Here is a 19158-nt window from a genome sequence, read left to right as displayed (position 1 = left end):
GACAGTGGCACAACAGTTTTACTGGTATTTTGAGAAGAAGGGGACAGATGCGCGACCTCTTAACATTATCTGACCTCCGTACCCAGTTCGAGACGGACCGCGGCACCGTCAAAGCCGTCGACGGCATCGACCTCACTGTCAGGGAGGGGGAAACCGTCGGTCTGGTCGGCGAATCCGGATCGGGGAAATCTGTCACAGCGTTATCGGCAATGGATATCGTCGACGAGCCCGGACACATCGCCGGCGGGCAGATCCGGTTTGGCGCACTTGGGACAGTCACACGGCTGTCCCGGCAGTATCCGAAGGCAGTACGGACAGCCGACGAGGGCAGCGGCTTCATCACCATCGACGCGGCAACGGTCGACCGGAGTCGGCTCCCCGCGTCGCTTGAGACGACGGCCGATGACCGGACGCTGGCAAAGCAGTTCATTCAGGAAGCCCCAAAGAAGGCCCTCCCGGAGACCGGTGACGCGCCCGTCACGATTACCGACGGCTACGTTGACCTGACGGCAGCCCCGGAGCGGGTGATGCGGGACATCCGCGGCGGCGATATGGGGATGATCTTCCAGGACCCGATGACCTCGCTGAATCCCGCGATAACGGTCGGGGAACAGGTCGCGGAGAGCCTGCGCCTTCACCGCTACGGGAGCAAGCGAAACGACTCGTGGTTCAACGCCGTCCGTGAGATCACGCCCTCGATCAGCCGGGGCAGCGAGATGGACGAGGAGATCCGGTCTGACGTTATCTCGCTGCTGGAGGAGGTCGGTATCCCGGAACCAGCCGACCGTGTCAACGAGTACCCCCACGAGTTCTCCGGCGGGATGCGCCAGCGCGTGCTCATCGCCATCGCGCTGGCGTGTCGCCCGAAGCTGCTGGTCGCCGACGAGCCGACGACGGCGCTCGACGTGACCATTCAGGCGCAGATTCTGGACCTCATCGACGACCTGCAGGCGGACCTCGGGATGTCGGTGCTGTTCATCACGCACGACCTCGGCGTCGTCGCGGAGACCTGCGACCGCGTCGCCGTGATGTACGCCGGCGAAATCGTCGAGGAAGGGCCGGTCGAGGAGATATTCCAGAACCCATCACACCCGTACACGTACACGCTCCTCGAATCGATACCGGGCGAGGGGACAGAGCGACTGACGCCAATCGAAGGGAACGTCCCCAGCCTCATCGACATGCCCAGTGGCTGCCACTTCGCCGACCGCTGTCCGTGGGCCGAACCCGAGTGTCGTGAGGGCGAGATTCCGTCTCTCCAGCACGGTCCGGACGATGTCACCCACCGCTCGAAGTGCATCCACGAATCGTTCGACACGAGCGAGTACGGCACCGGCGACACCGGCGTTGCCGCGACGGAGACGACGCGAACGGACAGACAGCTCATGGAAGTCGACGGGCTGAAAAAACACTTCTCGCGGGCCGACGACCTGCTGGACAAGTACATTGGCCGCGAGCCGGAGTCGGTCAAGGCCGTCGACGGCGTCTCGATGGACATCTACGAGGGCGAGACGCTGGGGCTCGTCGGCGAGTCCGGCTGTGGGAAATCGACGACCGGGCGAACCATCCTCCGGCTACTCGAACCGACAGATGGGAAAGTAGTTTTCGCCGGGCAAGACCTTTCGGAGCTTGATAAAAGTGGCCTGCGAGAGGTGCGTCGGGACCTGCAGATGATTTTCCAAGACCCGATGTCCAGCCTCGACCCACGGATGACCGTCGGCCAGACGATTATGGAGCCGCTGAAAATTCATGACCTCCCGGAAGACACCGGTGACGGCTCACGCCGCGAGCAGCGGGTCGAGCGCGTGGCGGACCTCATGGAGGCGGTGGGACTCGACCCAGACCAGTACGACCGCTACCCGCACGAACTGTCCGGCGGACAGCGCCAACGCGTCGGCATCGCCCGCGCGCTCGCCGTCGACCCCGATTTCATCGTCTGTGACGAGCCCGTTTCGGCGCTGGACGTGAGCGTGCAGGCCCAGATAATCAATCTCCTGGAGGACCTCCAGCATGAGTTCGGCCTGACGTACCTGTTCATCGCTCACGATCTGAGCGTGGTTCGCCACATCTGTGACCGCGTCGCGGTGATGTATCTCGGCGAGGTAGTCGAAGTCGCCGACACGCCGGACCTGTTTGCGGACCCGAAACACCCCTATACGCGAGCGCTCATGTCGGCGATTCCGGAACCGGACCCGACCGTGGAAGCCGACCGGATACTGCTGAAGGGCGACGTTCCATCACCGATTGACCCACCGTCGGGCTGTCACTTCCGGACTCGCTGTCCCGAGGTCATCCCACCAGATATCGACATCGAGCAGGAGACGTACCGCGAGGTAATGGACTACCGGCAACGGGTCGAGGACGAGGCCATCTCCATCGATGCAGTTCGGGAGCAGGCCGGAGACGCCGACAGCGCCACAGCGGCGACGGACGGCGGCGCGAACCTCACCGAGCCGCCGAGCGGCAGGGGACAGGTGCCGATGTCCGCGTTCAAACAGACGATGTTCGACCGGTTCTTCGAAACGGACCTGGCCGGAGAGAACCGCCGCGTCGTCGAAACGTCGATTGAGCATCTCGCGGACGAGGACTGGGACGCCGCCGCATCGGTGCTACAGGATCGATTCGAGAGCGTCTGTGAGACACAGCACCCCGAACTCCAGCCGGACTCCCACCCAGCAGCGTGTCACCTTTACGACCAGAATGACAGCGACAGTACCTGAATAATATTACTTAGCTGCACATAACTCTCAGGAGATATATAGCAGAATCATTGTTCTATCCGGTACAATTATAATAGATCTGTTTGAACAAAGTCCCATGTCATCCGGTGATTCTATCGACAGACGAAGCTTCCTTACCGCGGCCGGCAGTGCCGCGGCAGCCGCAACGCTCGCAGGTTGTTCCGGCGACGGCGGTGATGGTGGCGGAACCGAAGGTGGAGACGGTGGCGACGGGACTGGGAGCGACGGTGGCGACGGCGGAAGCGACCAGACGCTCGTGTACGCCCGTGGCGACCACCCCGAAAACTACGACCCACAGCAGTCAACCAGCGGCGAGGTGGCGAAAGTCACCAATCAGGTGTTTGACACCCTCATCCAGTTCGCAGCCGGGAGCGGCGGCCAGCTCGAAGACGCGCTCGCAACCGACTACACTCTCGAGGGAACCACCGCAACGCTGACCCTCCGAGAGGGTGTGATGTTCCACAACGGCGAGGAGTTCACCGCGTCAGACTTCAAGGCGACCTGGCAGCGGTTCACCCAGAGCGACTACGAGTACTACCTCGGCGATGATACCCGGTCGGGGTACGGTCCGTTCACGCTTGGCGACTGGATCGAAAGCGTCGACGCGAGTCAGGACTACGAGCTGACAATCGAGCTTACACAGCAGTTCGCGCCGTTCCTGCGGAACCTCGCGATGTTCGCCTCGGCAGTCCTCTCGAAAGCCCAGATCGAATCGCTGGGCGACAGTCAGGCCGACCTCGGAAGTGAACCCGCAGGCACTGGGGCCTTCCAGTTCGATACTCTTGACAACCCGAACGAGCGTATTCGGTTGACGGCCAACAACGATTACTGGGGTGACGGCCCGAACGTCGGGACGGTCATCTTCAAGACCATCACCGAAAACAGCACGCGAGTGCAGGACGTCATCAACGGGGCCTCACATATCACGGACAACCTCGACTCCTCCGGATTCCAGCGCGCCGAGGAAAGCGGAACGGCGACCCTGTTGCGGAAGGACGGCATCAACCACGGCTACATGGCGATGAACATGGCGCGGTTCGAGCCGTTCCGTGACCGGCAGGTCCGCCAGGCCATCGCCCACGCTGTCAACACCGAGGCCATCGTCAACCAAATCTATCAGGGCTTTGCAACGCAGGCCTCCCAGCCGCTCCCGCCGGACGTGCTCGGACACAACGACGACCTCGACCCGTATCCGACGGACAAGGAGCAGGCCCAGTCGATGCTCGAAGAGGCAGGCTACGGCGACGGCTTCGAGTTCGAACTCGCGACGTTCTCGAACCCTCGGGGATACAACCCCAGCCCGGTCAACACCGCGAATCAGGTGAAATCAGACCTAGAAGAGATCGGTCTGACGGTCAACATCAACCAGTTCTCCAACTTCGGGCCGTATCTGGACTACACGTCGGCCGGAAAGCACGATGCCTGTTTCCTCGGCTGGTACACCGACAACGCCGATCCGGACAACTTCCTGTACGTTCTGCTGGACCCGCAGGTGGAGATGGACGCCGTCCCCGACGGGCAGGACTGGGTCAGTTTCGATTCCGACGGGTACAACACCCTCAACGTGTCCGGATGGGCCAACACCGACTACATGGAACTCGTCCGGGAAGCCCAGCGGACCTACGCGGAGGGCGACCGCGAGACGATGTACGAAGAGGCCAGCCAGCTAGCCTACGACGAGTCTCCGTGGGTGTTCCTCGACTACGCCGAGACACTCCGGGCAGTCAACGAGACTGTCGTTGAAGACTCCTACACCGTCAGCTCTGTCGGTGGCCCGTATCTTAACACGGTCGAGCTGCAGTAGCGCTCTAAGAGAACTTTCGAATGAACTGGACACAGTTTCTTTTCAGGCTGGTCGAGCCGGTGGTACCGCCACGGTTCGTCATCAAGCGGCTGCTGTTGCTCATCCCAGTCCTGTTCGGCGTCGCATCGGTCGTCTTCGCGATCCTCCACCTGGCTCCGGGGGACCCGGCTATCATTATTGCCGGCCAGCGAGCGTCGGCCGAACAGCTAGAACAGATACGTGTTGAGCTGGGACTTCGGCGGCCGCTCTGGGAACAGTATCTGGGCTTCCTGTGGGACGCGGCACGGTTCGACTTCGGCCAGTCCTACAGCATCAGCCGCGGGAACAGCGTCCGCTCGGTCATCTCGGACCGACTCCCCATCACGCTCGAACTCGCGATTTACGGCCAGGCGGCGGGCATCCTGCTCGGACTGCCACTGGGCATCATCTCCGCGGTCAAGCAGGACTCACTGACTGACCACGTCACTCGGATCGGGGCGCTGACTGGTATCTCGGTCCCGATATTCTGGTCCGGACCGTTGCTCATCCTGCTGTTCTCGACGTACCTCGACGTGTTCCCGACCAGCGGGCGTATCGCTTCGACGTTGTTCCTGCCCGACACCTGGACGCTGTTCGGCCGTGAGCTGCCCCTGACCGGGATGATAACGCTCGATACGATCCTGCTTGGAAACACCGAGGCGTTCCTCTCGGCGGCCCATCACCTATTCCTGCCGGCGGTGGTCATCGGCGTCTACTCGACGGCGCTCATCTCCCGGATGATGCGCTCCTCGATGCTCGAAGTCATCCGTCAGGACTACATCCGGACCGCGCGGGCGAAAGGGCAGGGCGCGAAGATCACGCTGATGAAACACGGCTTCCGGAACGCGCTGATTCCGGTCGTCACCGTCATCGGCATCCAGTTCGGCACGCTGCTGGGCGGGGCAGTCCTGACCGAAACCGTGTTCGGTATCAACGGGATGGGGCTGACTATCGTCACCGCCATCGGCGTCTCTGACTACCCGGTGGTTCAGGGAACGGTGCTCACCTTCGCCCTGCTGTTCACGCTCGTGAACCTCTTCGTCGATGTCACCTATAGCTATCTCGACCCACGGATTCAACAATGAGTACGGACACCGAGACACGGGGCACGTTGGGACGCCTGCGGGCGTCCCCGTTCCTCGCCGACCTGCTGACGAACCGCCTCGCCGTCGTCGGGCTGACGATTATCCTCAGCATGGCCGCTGTCGCCATCTACGCCCGCATGACCTACGACTTCGGCGCGCTTACGAGCTCGCAGCTCGGCACCGAAATCGCCGACCGCGCGCCGCCCGGCTGGCTCGGTCCCGCTCCGGCGAACCAGCAACTGTTCGGCACGGACGCGGCGGCCCGTGACATCTACAAGCGGAGCCTGTACGGTGCGTGGTTGGCCCTGAAGTTCGGGACGATTACCGTCGGCACCTCGACTACCGTCGGTGTCGGCCTGGGTATCATTGCGGCGTACTACGGCGACGTGACCGACAACGTCATCATGCGAACGATGGACGTGCTGTTGGCGTTCCCGCCACTGTTGCTCGCGCTCGCGCTGGTCGCCATCTTCCCGCGGGACCTCGGGCTCTGGCGGGCCGTGGTGGCGCTCGTGCTGGTGTACACGCCGCGGTTCGCCCGGGTCGTCCGCGGGGCCGCGCTCAAAGTGCTCGAAGACGAGTACGTCGACGCCACAGTTGCGCTTGGCGCGACCGACCCGCGAGTTCTCGTCCGGCACATCCTGCCGAACACGCTCGCGCCGATTACCGTCCAGTCCACGCTGAACTTCGGGCTCGCCATCATCGACCTCGCGGCGCTGTCGTTCCTCGGGTTCGGTGCGCAGGCAGGGACGCCATCGTGGGGCCTGATGCTATCCCGCGGTGTCGAGAACGGCCTCCTGACCGGCGAGTGGTGGCTCTCCTTCTTCCCAGGGCTGTTCCTCGCAATCACCGTGCTCGGGTTCAATCTGCTCGGTGACGGGATGCGGGACGCACTCGATCCGCGGATGCGCGACGCGATTGACTGATGGAACAGAGCGGTGACCCACCCCGACTCCGGCAGTACGTCGCGGTCCGTGCGCGACTGGTGGGGAGCGGACTGGTCGTCGGCCTCCTGCTTGGTAGCCTGGGAATGGCAGGCTGGACGCTCTACACCGGTGATGCGCGGTCGAGTGAAGCGACGGTGTTCGCCCTCGGCGCGCTGGTGTTCGGCTTTGGCCTGCTGGGCTGGTCTGGGTCGATACTCGCCGGCCGCGGCATCGAAGCTATGCAGGAACACATGGACACGCGAAGCAACTGGACCGAACGCGATTCGCGGCGGGCAATGGCCCGGCTCTGTGGCGGTGGTGGCGGGATAATGGTCGGGACGTCAGTCGTCGCGGCGTTACTCTAGCCGCTCGCTGTCCGCACCGCGGACGTTTTCGCCCTGATGATCGTAGAACACGTCCTCTTGAGCAGTGCTGTCGTCGGCTTCCAGCGCGTCGCCGCGCTCGTAGACGACCGTCCCCCGGACCATCGTCCATTCAGGGAACACCGCATCGTGGCCCTCGAACGGCGTCCAGTCGCATTTCGAGTGGAGCGCCGCACCGCTGATCTCACTCGTCTCGGTCGTGTCCACGAGCACGAGGTCGGCGTCCTTGCCGGCTTCGATGGCACCCTTCTGTGGGATGTCGAACACGTCGGCCGGGTTGCGTGCAGTGAGGTCCCGAACACGCTCGTAGGTGAGCCCGCTGTCCGGGTCACGAGCTTCAGCCAGTAGGAGCGGGAGGACCGTCTCGACACCGGGGACGCCCGACGGCGCGTCCCAAATGCCGGCGTCTTTCTCCTCGCGGGTGTGTGGCGCGTGGTCCGTCGCGATCATATCGACGGTGCCGTCCACGACGCGCTCGTAGAGCTTTTGACGGCGTTTTTCGCGGCGCAGAGGCGGGTTCATCCGCCCGAACGTGCCCAGCTCCGAGAGGTCGCGCCGAGAGAGCAACAGGTGATGTGGCGTCACCTCGGTCGTCATCCCGGCCTCGCTGGCAATGTCAACACCCTCCGGGGTGGACGTGTGCGCGATGTGTATCGTCGCATCGTGTTTCTGCGCGACTTCGCAGGCCCGCTCGACGGCTTTCTCTTCGGCCTTTGCAGTCCGGAACGCGCTCCAGGCATCCGCGTCGTCGCGGGCCTTGGCGTCGTCGTTGAAGTAATCGGCGTCCTCAGCGTGGACGGTGACCGGCACGTCGTTGTCGGTGGCAGCTTCCAGTGCGTCTGCGAACAGGTCGGCCTCGATACCCATGTCACCGGTCGAGTCCGCGAGGAACACTTCGCCGAGTGCGAACAGCCGACGGCGCAGGAGGACGTTCGGAATCCAGTCGGCCGTGACGCCGCCGTTGATACCCCAGTCGACGACAGAGTCGGCAGCGAACTCGGCTTTTTGATCGAACGACTCGCCGTCGATGGTTGGCGGGTCGGTGTTTGGCTGGTCGACGACAGCCGTAACGCCACCGGCCGCCGCGGACCGGGACCCGCTCTCCCACGTCTCCTTGTGGGGGTAGCCGGGCTGGCGGAAGTGGACATGAACGTCAATCATTCCCGGGAACAACCGCTTGCCGGTCGCTTCGATAACGTGCTGGTCGGACGCGTCGAGGTCGCGGCCGACCTCGGCGATGGACTCGCCACGAACCCGGACATCCCGCTGGCGGCCGTCCGGCAGCGTCGCGTTACGGATGAGCATACGCCCAGTCGGCCGGGCGCGCCCCTAAGTCTCTCGGATAGCGCTCACCGACACGTCGCGGCCGTCAGCCAGCGACCGCTCCAGCGCCGCGATGACCTGTTCAGGGTCGTCGGTCCCCCCAGCGTTGGCGACGCTCCCGACGCTCTGTGGGTCGAACGGGACATCGAGTGACTCGTAGATGGGAGCCAGCACCTCAGCGATAGCCTCGTGGTCTCGAACGACGACGATGCCGCCGATAACAGCGACGGACTGGCGGACACGCTGGGCGAGCCCCGAGATTTTCCCGTCGGCCTGAATCGAGTGGCTCCCCGGACAGAACGCGGCGTCCGGTTCCCCGGTCCAGGCGGTGATGCCGCAGTCCTCAAGTGCGCGCTGCACAGCAGTTTTAGCCCACTCGTAGCGGTCATCAATAGTTCCTCGCGGGTCCTCGGTCGGGACGGCGAGGGAGAACGAGACAGTCGACCCGGTGTAGGCGACGGCGCGACCTCCCACGGCGCGCTCGATGACAGTGTACCCCCGGTCGCGAGCGGCCCGGCACGCCCGGTCATAGCCGTCGCTGTTCGCGTCACGGCGGCCGAACGCGACCTGTCTGTGCGGTCGCCAGACTCGCAGGGCTGGCTCGCGGTCTTCGGCGACCGTTTCGGCTATCTCGCGGGTCCGCTCGAAGTCGGTTTCGGGGTCGGTGGCGCGGCCCCGTAGCAGACGCATAACCGAGCGGTACGGTCCCGTCGGATTAAAACAGTCCGCCGGTCCAACAGGTGACCCCGCAGCGGTGGATAGCGAACAGGCGACACATGGCCGTCGCGGCGGGACGTGTCGCACACCCGCTGCCCCCGCCGCGGTCGTCGTCAGCGCACACGAAGCGGTGGCCCCGGGATAGCTCTTGAACCTTCGGACGACAGAGCCATACCGATACACCCCTAATCGCCGTCGATGCCCGTCACGATATCGCGGGATGTGCTTTTCCAGTACTACCGGTTCTCCCTGTACAACTCGCCGTTCGACGCCCACGACGAGGGATGTGCTATCGACCTCTACCCCGACGGCGAACGTGCGCCGTCGCCGGTCGCCGGCGAGGTCGTCGATACGAAGACGGTTCAGGCCCCACCAAAGGCCTACGCGGCCGAGCACGACCACCTCATTTTGATTGATACCGGCGACACTGTGGCGCGGTTACTGCACGTCAACCCGGCCGTCGAACCCGGCGAGACGGTCGCTGTCGGCGATGACCTCGGAGCGCTGGTGCGGGCGGGCTTTTTCGCGCCGTGGGTCCCCAACCACATCCACCTCGGCTTCCGCGACCCTGATGCGAACCCCTACCGGGCGTCGGGGTCGCTGCCGGTCGACGTGGCCGCCGACGTGACGCCGGTGTTCTGGGACGGGACCGGCACCGTCGTTGACGGCGGCGAAACGTGGGCCCGGCTCGACGAACCTGCCCATCCGGCCCCCGGTGACTCCTTCGTCGGCATCGCCAACGATGTTGGCGGCGACGGTTCGGGCGTTCTCGACGGCGGCTTGCCCCACTACTCGGGCGGTGGCCTGCTGGGCGATGATAATGCTGGCGCCGCGGCTCTTGCAGGCCAGCACGTCGGGACAGCCGACGGCCGTACGGTCGCGTGGGACGACGTGGCCGTGCTGGCAAACGGCGAGCCCATAACCGGTATCGCGCTGTTCTGTGGCCGCGAGCGCTTCGGTGCGAAGCTCGTTGGCGAGGACATCGACCTCGCCCGTGGCGACGAAGTCCGAGTAACTATCGAACGGGGCGCGGCCGGTGACGACTCTACGTAGCTATGACTTCCCGTAGCGCTCGGTGTGGGCCTGCTCCGCCTGTTCGTAGGCCAGGTCTTCAGCCATCCGTCAGGCAAACGTGAGGCCGCCTCGGTCAGTCAGTTCGCCGAACAGCCACTCAGCGTGCTCCAGTGCATACTCGCGGTGCTCGTCCTCGATGTAGCCGACGGCGTCCTCGACGAGAACTGGTCGGTAGTCACGGAGGCCAGCGCTAGAGGCAGTGTGGAGCACGCAAACGTTCGCGAGCGTGCCACAGATAGCCAGGTCCTTGACGCCGTGAGCGTCGAGCCATCCCTCCAGTTCCGTCTGGTAGAAGGCGTCGTAGGTGTGCTTGACGACGACCAGATCTTCGTCCTGTGGGTCGAGGTCATCGACGAGTTCGGTCTCCCAGGACCCTTCGACGACGTGTTCGCCCCATCGGTCGAACTCGTCGTAGTAGTGGGTGTCCTCGAACTGGTCGGGCGGATGCACGTCGCGGGTGAATACGACCTTCGCGCCGGCTTCGCGGGCACGGTCGACGAGTTCGGCACAGGGCTCAATGGCTGCTTCGCTGTCCGGTGCATAGAGGCTCCCATCGGGGTGGCAGAAGCCGTTCTGCATATCAACGACAATCAGGGCGGTCTGTGCTGGGTCGAGTTCCATACGGGAACCTTGGCAGGGCGCGACTACGAAAGTTACTCCCACGGTGGGGTCGGCTCAAACAGACGCAGAAATTGTTTCTGGCCGGCGAATGGACTCACGATTAGCGTGTGACTTTTCACTGTGGTAACCTACCGTGAAGGTAGATGCGTCGCCCTTTCGCCCTCGTCATTCTCTGTGCCGTTGCGCTGTTACTTGCGGGCTGTCAGGCACCCAGTGTGTCGCCCGATCAGACGGAGTCACACAATGCCGATCTGACGCCAAGCGAACCCGCGACCGACTACGGGAACAACGACTCCGCCCCGCCAGCGCCTGCGACGGACCAGTTGGGCTACGAGAACGGCTACTGGTACAACGAGTCACTGTCGGTAACAACCGAGGACGGGCTGAACGAGACCGAGCGAGAAGCCGTCGTTGCCCGAACGATGGCCCGCGTCGAGCGAATTCGCGGTCTGGAATTTGAGGAGACAGTGCCGGTTTCTGTCATCTCGCGATCCGAGTACCGTAATAACACGGGCGGCGGCGAGACCGGCGATTCGCTGCGTCGGTTTGACAACGTGAAGTTCGAGGCGCTGTTTTTCATCGGCGAGGACCGCGACTCTATCGCCGTCCAGAACAGCAACCGCGGGGAGAGCGTGCTGGGTTACTACAGCAGCCAGCGCGGTGAAATCGTCATCGTCAGCGACTCCGAGACGCCGACGATAAGCCGGGGGACGCTGGCCCACGAACTTGTCCACGCCCTACAGGACCAGCAGTTCGGCCTCGAAAGTGATGCGCGGACGCGGGATCAGGTGCAGGGTCGGAACGGCGTGGTCGAAGGTGATGCCGTCGCCGTCACCCAGACCTACACTGACCGCTGTGGTGCGGCATGGCGCTGTATCGACAGGCCCGCCCAGAGCGGCGGTGGCGGCGGTGACCGCCACTTTGGCATCAACTTCATGAAGTATTTCCCCTACAGCGACGGCCCTGGCCTGATCGGGAATCTCCGGGACCGCGGCGGCTGGAGCACGGTCAATGACGCCTACGACGACCACCCCGATGGGGCCGTGGAGGTAACGTACCCAGAGCGCTACCCCGGGTGGGAACCCGAGTCAGTCTCGCTTGCGGACCGGTCCAGCGACGACTGGGAACGGGTTAGACCCTCGACCGACCGCGACCGACCCGACTACGCCGTTGTCGGGCCCTCCGCCATCGCCGGGTCGATGGCGTACACCATCGCCGATGACTACAACGAGTCGAGCGTCGTCCAGACGGGGGACGTCATCAACTACGAGGACGGGTCACTGGACAGCGACGACCCGTACAACTACGACCTGCCCGCGACCGACGGCTGGCAGGGCGGCCGGATGCACGTCTACGCCAGCGGTGACGAGACAGCCTACGTCTGGAAAACGACCTGGGCCAGCGAGGCCGATGCCCGCGAGTTCGCCGACGCTTGGGCGGCGGTCATTGCCCACTGGGGCGGCACTCGAACCGCTGAAGGCCACTGGGTCATCGAAGAAGGCAGTCCCTACACCGACGCTGTTTCGGTCAGGGTCGACGGACAGACCGTCACTATCGTGAACGCACCGACAGGCGACGAACTCGACGAGGTCCACGATGCGTAAGGAACTAGTCATCGCCCTGACGGTCGTTCTGGCGGGCTGTACGGTCCCGTCTTTCGGCGGCAGCGACCACCCTGCAACACCGACCGGTGACGATGCCATCGGCTACGAGAGCGGCTACTGGTACGACGACTCGGTGTCGGTGACGACCGGCGACGGCCTGAACGAGACGGAGCGAGAGGCTGTCGTCGCCCGGACGATGGCCCGCGTCGAGCAGGTCCGTGACTTGGAATTCAAAGAGCCAGTCCCGGTTTCGGTCATCTCCCGGGCAGAGTACCAGAACCGCTCGGGGGGCAACAACAGCGGCGGCAGCAGTCGGCCACAGGACCCCTGGAACGACCAGGTGTGGGAAGCGCTCCTGCTCATCGGCGAGGACTCCGGCAGCAGCGACGAAATCGACGACACGCTTTCGACGACAGTGCAGGGCTACTACTCGCCGAGCAAGGACGAAATCGTCATTGTCAGCCCGACGGAGACACCACAGATCGACCGGCGAACGCTCTCACACGAACTCGTTCACGCCCTGCAGGACCAGCACTTCGGGCTGAACGGCTCCGCGGAAACGCAGGACACGCAACTGTCACGGCAGGGCGTCACCGAGGGCGAGGCCAACTATGTTCGCATCCTCTACGAGCGACAGTGTGGTGACGGCTGGGGCTGTATCGCACTCCCGGACCAGACCAGCGACGGGGGAGGCAACGACGGCGGAGACGGCGACAGTCAGGAACCAAGCTACAACGAGGGGCTGTTCACCGTTCTCTACCAGCCGTACGTCACCGGGCCGCGGTTCGTCGACCAGGTGCGCTCTGACGGCGGCTGGGACGCCGTCGACGCCCTCCACGACGACTTCCCCGACAGCACCGAGCAGGTGCTCCACCCTGAGAAGTATCCCGACGAAGAGCCCGTGAACGTCAGCGTCGCGGACCGCTCATCCGACGAGTGGAGCCGCTTCGACCACGATCCGGTCGGCGACACGGTCGGGGAAACGTCGATCTACGCGATGATGTACCACAACGGCCAGACGGAGGGCGACCGCTACAGCTACGAGAGCGAGATCTCGGCGGGCTGGGGCGGTGATCTCGTCGTGCCCTACCGCAACGGCTCCGGCGGCTACGGGTACGTCTGGGAGACCCGCTGGGATACTGAGGAGGACGCCAGCGAGTTCGCACAGGCGTATCGGGCGGCGCTGACCGAGGAACACGACGCCAGCCAGCCCCGGAGTAACGTCTACGTCGTCCCCGAGGAATCACAGTTCAACGACGCCTTCCGCGTCGTCCGGTCCGGCAAGACCGTCCGCATCGTCAACGGCCCGACAGTGAACAATCTCGACGAGATTCACCAGCCAGCAGGCTGAATGCGGCGCGTCAGCGGGCGAGCACCGGATAGCCGAGCGTGCGACAGTACGCGAAGCGGCCGAATCCGATGACAGTGACAGTAATGCGGGCCGCGACCAAAGCATAGCCGACCGCGGACGTCCGGCAGTAGTTCCGAGGACCGACTTTCTCGAAAGTAAGCCAGTCACTAAGGAAAATGTTATTTAAATATTATTATTGTCACGGCTGAGAATAGATTGATGAATAGAAAATCAACGAGGACACGGAGTGGCGAACGAAGCGTCAGTGCTACTGTCGTGTCGGCTGTCGCGGATTACAAGGGAGTGAACGAGTTTGCGCTGGACCGGGCACTGTACAACGTCATTGATCCAGACGCTCTCGACAATCTATTCAAGCAGAGCAGGGGAGTTGTTCGGTTCGACTACTTGGATTGCATAGTCGCTGTCAATCAGGACGGGGTCGTGACCGTTTCCAGCGAAGGCGACTGCGGATAGACACACTCGGCGGCTATCTGTGGAACCGTAGAAAGCGGCTTCCATCCTCCGGAGACGGCGGCACCCTGAGAGCGGCACCCCACGCGTACCAATCGGACCGCTTTTTCAGTCCCCCGGTCGTACGGACAGCTAATGACCGAGGAGTTCGACGTCGTCTCGCCAGAGGCGATTCGCGAGGGGCGGGCGACCGACGCCTACTTTGACCGGACGATGGAGGCGCTGGAACACGCAGGCAAGAACCCGGACGTGGTCGCCGAAGTGACGGCAAATCAGTTCGCGACGGGCCAGTGGAAGCTGCTGGCGGGGCTGAAAGACGCCGCCAAGTTGCTCGAAGGACGGAGCGTCGACGTTGACGCGCTCCCCGAAGGACAACTGTTCGACGGCGGCCCAGTGATGCGCATCGAGGGGGCGTACCGGGAGTTCTGCCGGCTGGAGACCGCGCTCCTTGGCTTTCTCTCACACTCGACCGGTATCGCAACGCGGGCACTGGAGGCCCGTCACGCCGCGCCCGAGTCGACGGTGCTCTCCTTTGGTTCGCGCCACGTCCACCCATCGATCAGTGCGATGGTCGAGCGGTCAGCGCTGTTGGGCGGTCTCGACGGCATCTCGAACGTCGCTGCGGGCGAGGTCATCGACCGGGACGCTGGTGGGACGATGCCCCACGCGCTCATGATCTGTTTCGGCCGCGGTAATCAGGAACAGGCGTGGCAGGCGTTCGACGCCGCCGTCCCCGAAGAGACGCCCCGCGTCGCGCTGACGGACACCTACAGCGACGAGACCGACGAAGCGCTCCGCGCAGCGGAAGCCGTCGATGACCTCACAGGCGTTCGACTGGACACGACCGGCTCCCGCCGTGGGGACTTCCGCCACATCGTTCGAGAGGTACGCTGGACGCTGGACGCCTACGGCCACGAGGACGTGGACCTGTTCCTCTCGGGCGGTATCACCCCGACAACCCTGCGAGAGCTTCGGGATGTGGCCGACGGCTTCGGCGTCGGGGGGTACGTCGCCAACGCCGACCCGCTGGATTTCGCGCTGGATATTGTCCAACTGGACGGCGAACCGGCCGCCAAGCGGGGGAAACTCACTGGGACGAAGTCGGTGTACCGAACCGCCGACGGCGGCCATCACATCGGTCTGGCCGACCGCGACGGGCCGGCGGACGCCGAGTCGCTACTGGAACCACTGATTCGTGATGGGGAAATCGTCAGGGAGTTCGACCTCAACGGAGCCATCGACCGCGCGGCGGCGGACGCCGAACGAGTCGGCTACGAAGGCGTGACCGTGGCCGAGTAACGGGCGTTAAGTCTCCGGGCCGCGAACACGCGGTATGGTCGACCGCATCATGAAGGTCAACGCGTACACGACCTTCGACCTGCTCGACGGTGAGGTAGAAGGCCACGGCTTCGAGGAGGAGGCTCTGGCTGTCCTGAACGTGACCGCGCCGCGAAAGAACCCGGACCACGTCGAACTCCAACTGGAGATGGACAACACCGACCTCGACGCGGTGAAGCCACACGCGGACTCGGTGACGCTCTCGGCGGCACAGGCCCGCGAACTGGCTGCCGAGCTGGAGGAGTACGCGGAGAAGGTCGAGACCGCACAGTCTGAGTAATCTGTCCCGCTCAGCGTCATGTATCGCGACGGTTCGATAATTCTATGGTGTGAAGACACATACCACGAAATATGTCAACCGAGACGCCCGGTAATCCAGCCGCACGGGAACTGGGCTATTGCCCGTGCTGTGGCTACCAGACGCTCCCGGAGGGCCGACCCGGGTCATACGAGGTGTGTTCGGTGTGTCACTGGCTCGATGACCCGATCCAGTTCGGCGACGCGGAGTTCGTCAGCGATACGAACCACGTGTCACTGACGGAAGCACGCGAGAACTTCCGCGAGCACGGGGCGTGCTCCCCTGATGAGGCCGGGGATTGCGAGGAGCCGACAGGCCTTGACCGCGACCCGAACTGGCCCTACGAAGAGTGACGGCAGTTCAGGCTGCAAGCGCGATATCTAGATACAGCATAACGATGACGCCGGCCATCAGCCCGAGCGTCGCAACGCGCTCGTAGCCGCGCTGGTGCGTCTCGGGGATTATTTCGTCAGAAATCACGAACAGCATCGCGCCCGCCGCAAAGCCCATCGCATAGGGCAGGAGCGGTTCGATGGTCACGACGGCAACGGCGCCGAGCACCGCCAGCGGGATTTCCACGACGCCCGAGCGAATCCCAGAAAAGACGGCGTAGAGCCGACGGTCCAGACCCGCGTTGATTGCCGCAACGGAGACGGCCAGCCCCTCGGGAATGTTCTGAATGCCGATAGCAAGCATCAACGAGAGCGCGCTGCCGATCTGGAGCGGGTCGCCGGCGGCCGCGCCGAAGCCGACCCCAACGGCCAGCCCCTCAGGGATGTTGTGGAGCGTGATCGCGAGGATGAACAGGACGACGCCCGCCAGTTTCGACTCGTCAACCGAGAGGTCCTGGCTGGGGTTGGCCGCATCCGACCGGCGGCTTCCGGTCAGGAGGTAGTGGGCGTGCGGGACGAGGCCGTCCGCGCGGTCGAGGAACAGCGCCCCCAGTGCGACACCGACGAGCGTCGGAATCGGATTTCCGCCCGAGTACTCCTCGATGCCGGGGATGATGAGGCTCGTGAACGCGGCGGCCAGCATCACGCCGGCAGCGAACCCGAGCGCCGTGTCCAGCGCCCGCTCCGAGGGGTCACGCCAGACCAGCACGAGCGACGCACCAAAGAGGTTCATCGTCGCGATGATGACCCCGCCAACGAGGCCGTTTATGAGCGGGTCGGTGCCGACGAGGTCGACAAACAGTTCGACGAACCCGGTTTGCATTGTCGAGTAGTGTACGTCGGCCCCTCTTGGGTGTACCGGCAGTCAGGAACGGTCGTCTCTGTTTCAGTGGCAATCCCCGCAACGAATACGGACAGCCGACCGACAAGCGTGCGACGCCGGAAAGTCCTAGTTCGCTTAGGTCGTCCAGCCGGCTTCAGGTAGGGCCTTCTGGCTGGTAGGGACCGTATTCGAGCGATTAAACGCTGTATTAGAACGGTTCCGGCGAGTCGACGAGCCGTCGCATCTCCATCGCGCTGGAGAAGTCGTCCCGAGAGACCACACGGGTTCCCTCAGGCCCGTCGACGAAGGCGGCGGAAGCCCGGGCAGTGTCGAGTTCGACGAGCACATCGAAAGCAGCCATCGCTGCAGGGAATCGCGGCAGATCCGCCTCCATCAGGTCGGCAACGGTGTCCGCTTCGCGTTCGGCCTTGGAGAGTTCCCTGAAATCGTCGACGGTGACGACGCCGACTACGTCACCACCGCGTGTGACTGCGAACTCCGTCCGGCGGTCGGCGAACATCCGGTCGACAAGGTCCTCAACGCTGGCGTTGGCCTCGATAGTCGCATCGAGTGGGCTGGCCACGTCATCGACACTTAGCCCGTCAAGCAGCGCTGCCAGCGCGACGGTACGGGATTCACTCGACGCAGCCCCGTAGACAAACAGCGCGAGTAGCAGCAACAACGGGCTGAACGAGAGGACGCCGACGACAGCGAACAGCACAGCGAACCCGGTCCCGATCCGAGCGGCGATGCGGGTCGCCGTCGCGTAGGGCCGCGTTCGCGCGAGTAGCGCCCGGAGCACGCGGCCCCCGTCCATAGGGAACGCCGGCAGCATATTGAACACGGCGAGAAAGATATTCGTGACGGCCAGCCAGCCGATAACGAACAGCGTCACCTGCGCGCTCGCTGGCAGGGCAAACAGTGCGGCGTAGCAGGCGAGCCCGGTTAGAATACTCACAGCAGGGCCGGCCAGCGCGATGACGAGCTCCCGGTTCCACTCTTTTGGCATGGCTTCGAGGCTGGCGAGGCCGCCGAGAATCCAGAGCGTGATTGCCTCCACTCGGAGTCCATAGCGCATCGCCGCCCAGGCGTGGCCCAGTTCGTGGAGGGCGACGCTTGCGAACAGGCCAACGGCCGCGGCGGTCCCGATAAGCCACGGCGTCTGGCCCGCGGTCAGCACTGTAAGGTCAAGCGTCACGCCGGAGAGGACGCTCACGATACCAGCGTACACCGATATCTGAGCCCCGCTGCCGATAATCCAGGCCAGCACCGGCAGGAAAATCAACAGCGAGACGTTGACCCGTATCGGAATCCCCCAGATCGTCGTGATGTGGAAGTTTCGCACGTGACGCCCAACGAACAGTGGCCGGGTATAGCTTCTGCCGGGGCGACGCCGACGAGTAGCGGCCTTATTCAGGGTGTAGCGTGAACGGATATCTAATGACAGTTCGACACGACGGGCTGACCGTCGACTGGCTGGGGTACGCGACGCTCCGGTTCGCCGGCGACGACACGGTGGTGTACGTCGACCCGGGCCGGTACGGCGTGCTCACCGGCGAGTGGGAGCCCCACACGGACGGTATCGGCCATCCGCCAAGCAGCGACTATCGGCCGGAAGACGGCGACATTGTCTGTGTGACCCACGTCCACCACTACGACCCGGACGGTATCGAGCGCGTCGCGAGCGAGGACGCGACCATCGTTGCCTACGAGAGTATCGACGAACGCGTCGGCGACCGGGACCTTCCACCGCTGTCCTCGCTGCCCTACGACGTTGTCGAGGTCGGGATGAAATCACAGACCACGGTCGAGGACGTGCCGATCTGGTCGACACCGGCGTACAACGAGCCAGACGGCCGGCATACGCTACCCGATGGTACACCGTACCACCCCGAAGGTTTCGGCTGTGGCTTCATGATTGCCGTCGAGGGCACCAGAGTGTTCTATCCCGGCGATTCGGACGTCCTTCCGGGCCATCGGACCCTTGAGGTATCGCTACTGTGTCCGCCAATCGGCCCGCGGGCGACGATGGACCGCCACGAGGCCGCCTCGCTGGCCGCGACCATCGACCCGGACCTCGTGATGCCGGTCCACTACAACACCTTCTCTAATCTTGAAGCCGACTCCCGTGAGTTCGCCGCTGACGTGGCCGAAGCCGGCGTCCCGGTTGTGCTAGACGAGCAGTGACC

At 64.1% G+C, this 19158-nt stretch carries 18 protein-coding genes; 13 read left to right on the top strand and 5 right to left on the bottom strand.

Translation table 11 applies throughout. The features are described from left to right. Window positions 1-47: 47 nt before the first annotated feature. The 5 genes from BDK61_RS04335 to BDK61_RS04315 all read left to right on the top strand — a co-directional run bounded on the left by BDK61_RS04335 (window position 48) and on the right by BDK61_RS04315 (window position 6939). Complete coding sequence (locus BDK61_RS04335; RefSeq protein WP_121302403.1) at window positions 48-2720, top strand: dipeptide ABC transporter ATP-binding protein; 2673 nt, start codon at window positions 48-50, stop codon at window positions 2718-2720. 97 nt (window positions 2721-2817) lie between these two features. Further along, window positions 2818-4545: an ABC transporter substrate-binding protein gene (locus BDK61_RS04330; RefSeq protein WP_007189331.1), complete on the top strand. Its 1728-nt coding sequence runs from the start codon at window positions 2818-2820 to the stop codon at window positions 4543-4545. Window positions 4546-4565: 20 nt separating this feature from the next. Then, window positions 4566-5648 carry an ABC transporter permease gene (locus BDK61_RS04325; RefSeq protein WP_011224098.1) on the top strand — a complete coding sequence of 361 codons (1083 nt, stop codon included), beginning with the start codon at window positions 4566-4568 and terminating at the stop codon, window positions 5646-5648. Then, a complete protein-coding gene (locus tag BDK61_RS04320; protein ID WP_121302402.1) occupies window positions 5645-6574 on the top strand; it encodes an ABC transporter permease in 930 nt (309 codons plus the stop codon). The genes BDK61_RS04325 and BDK61_RS04320 overlap by 4 nt, the downstream gene beginning before the upstream one ends. Then, window positions 6574-6939: a DUF7268 family protein gene (locus BDK61_RS04315; RefSeq protein ID WP_007189333.1), complete on the top strand. Its 366-nt coding sequence runs from the start codon at window positions 6574-6576 to the stop codon at window positions 6937-6939. The genes BDK61_RS04320 and BDK61_RS04315 overlap by 1 nt, the downstream gene beginning before the upstream one ends. On the opposite strand, the gene BDK61_RS04310 is transcribed toward BDK61_RS04315, so the two are convergent. Together BDK61_RS04310 and BDK61_RS04305 are read right to left on the bottom strand one after the other, a co-directional pair. Beyond that, window positions 6931-8262 carry a dihydroorotase gene (locus BDK61_RS04310; protein WP_007189334.1) on the bottom strand — a complete coding sequence of 444 codons (1332 nt, stop codon included), beginning with the start codon at window positions 8260-8262 and terminating at the stop codon, window positions 6931-6933. The two genes, BDK61_RS04315 and BDK61_RS04310, sit on opposite strands and share 9 nt — an antisense overlap. Window positions 8263-8286: 24 nt before the next feature. Next, window positions 8287-8970 carry a lipoate--protein ligase family protein gene (locus BDK61_RS04305; RefSeq protein WP_121302401.1) on the bottom strand — a complete coding sequence of 228 codons (684 nt, stop codon included), beginning with the start codon at window positions 8968-8970 and terminating at the stop codon, window positions 8287-8289. A gap of 225 nt (window positions 8971-9195) precedes the next feature. On the opposite strand from BDK61_RS04305, the gene BDK61_RS04300 reads away from it, so the two are divergent. After that, window positions 9196-10050 (top strand): hypothetical protein, encoded by an 855-nt coding sequence (locus BDK61_RS04300; protein ID WP_121302400.1) that lies wholly within the window; start codon window positions 9196-9198, stop codon window positions 10048-10050. A gap of 69 nt (window positions 10051-10119) precedes the next feature. Here BDK61_RS04300 and BDK61_RS04295 read toward each other — a convergent pair whose 3' ends face one another. Next, a complete protein-coding gene (locus BDK61_RS04295; protein ID WP_004958835.1) occupies window positions 10120-10692 on the bottom strand; it encodes a cysteine hydrolase family protein in 573 nt (190 codons plus the stop codon). 143 nt (window positions 10693-10835) lie between these two features. Here BDK61_RS04295 and BDK61_RS04290 point away from each other — a divergent pair, with 143 nt between their 5' ends. The 6 genes from BDK61_RS04290 (at window position 10836) to BDK61_RS04265 (ending at window position 16107) form a co-directional block, all read left to right on the top strand. After that, complete coding sequence (locus tag BDK61_RS04290; protein ID WP_121302399.1) at window positions 10836-12296, top strand: Hvo_1808 family surface protein; 1461 nt, start codon at window positions 10836-10838, stop codon at window positions 12294-12296. Further along, window positions 12289-13647 carry an Hvo_1808 family surface protein gene (locus tag BDK61_RS04285; RefSeq protein WP_121302398.1) on the top strand — a complete coding sequence of 453 codons (1359 nt, stop codon included), beginning with the start codon at window positions 12289-12291 and terminating at the stop codon, window positions 13645-13647. The genes BDK61_RS04290 and BDK61_RS04285 overlap by 8 nt, the downstream gene beginning before the upstream one ends. 219 nt (window positions 13648-13866) lie before the next feature. After that, window positions 13867-14121: a HalOD1 output domain-containing protein gene (locus BDK61_RS04280; protein ID WP_011224104.1), complete on the top strand. Its 255-nt coding sequence runs from the start codon at window positions 13867-13869 to the stop codon at window positions 14119-14121. Between the two features lie 132 nt (window positions 14122-14253). Next, complete coding sequence (locus BDK61_RS04275; RefSeq protein ID WP_004958847.1) at window positions 14254-15417, top strand: nicotinate phosphoribosyltransferase; 1164 nt, start codon at window positions 14254-14256, stop codon at window positions 15415-15417. Window positions 15418-15451: 34 nt separating this feature from the next. Further along, the gene (locus BDK61_RS04270; protein WP_004958849.1) at window positions 15452-15736 is read left to right on the top strand and encodes a DUF6360 family protein; all 285 of its coding nucleotides are present in this window, start codon (window positions 15452-15454) and stop codon (window positions 15734-15736) included. A 71-nt stretch (window positions 15737-15807) separates the two neighbouring features. Beyond that, complete coding sequence (locus BDK61_RS04265; protein WP_004958854.1) at window positions 15808-16107, top strand: CPCC family cysteine-rich protein; 300 nt, start codon at window positions 15808-15810, stop codon at window positions 16105-16107. 7 nt (window positions 16108-16114) lie between these two features. Here the strand turns inward: BDK61_RS04265 and BDK61_RS04260 are convergent, their stop codons facing one another. Then, complete coding sequence (locus tag BDK61_RS04260; RefSeq protein WP_004958855.1) at window positions 16115-16969, bottom strand: ZIP family metal transporter; 855 nt, start codon at window positions 16967-16969, stop codon at window positions 16115-16117. Window positions 16970-17177: 208 nt separating this feature from the next. After that, complete coding sequence (locus tag BDK61_RS04255; protein WP_121302397.1) at window positions 17178-18314, bottom strand: site-2 protease family protein; 1137 nt, start codon at window positions 18312-18314, stop codon at window positions 17178-17180. A gap of 95 nt (window positions 18315-18409) precedes the next feature. Here BDK61_RS04255 and BDK61_RS04250 point away from each other — a divergent pair, with 95 nt between their 5' ends. Beyond that, window positions 18410-19156: an MBL fold metallo-hydrolase gene (locus BDK61_RS04250; protein ID WP_121302396.1), complete on the top strand. Its 747-nt coding sequence runs from the start codon at window positions 18410-18412 to the stop codon at window positions 19154-19156. Window positions 19157-19158 lie beyond the last annotated feature (2 nt).

The organism is Haloarcula quadrata (assembly GCF_003634715.1).
Taxonomy (GTDB): domain Archaea; phylum Halobacteriota; class Halobacteria; order Halobacteriales; family Haloarculaceae; genus Haloarcula; species Haloarcula marismortui.
The sequence above is the reverse complement of the archived record's forward strand: the minus strand, read 5'-3'. Positions and strand labels throughout refer to the sequence as shown.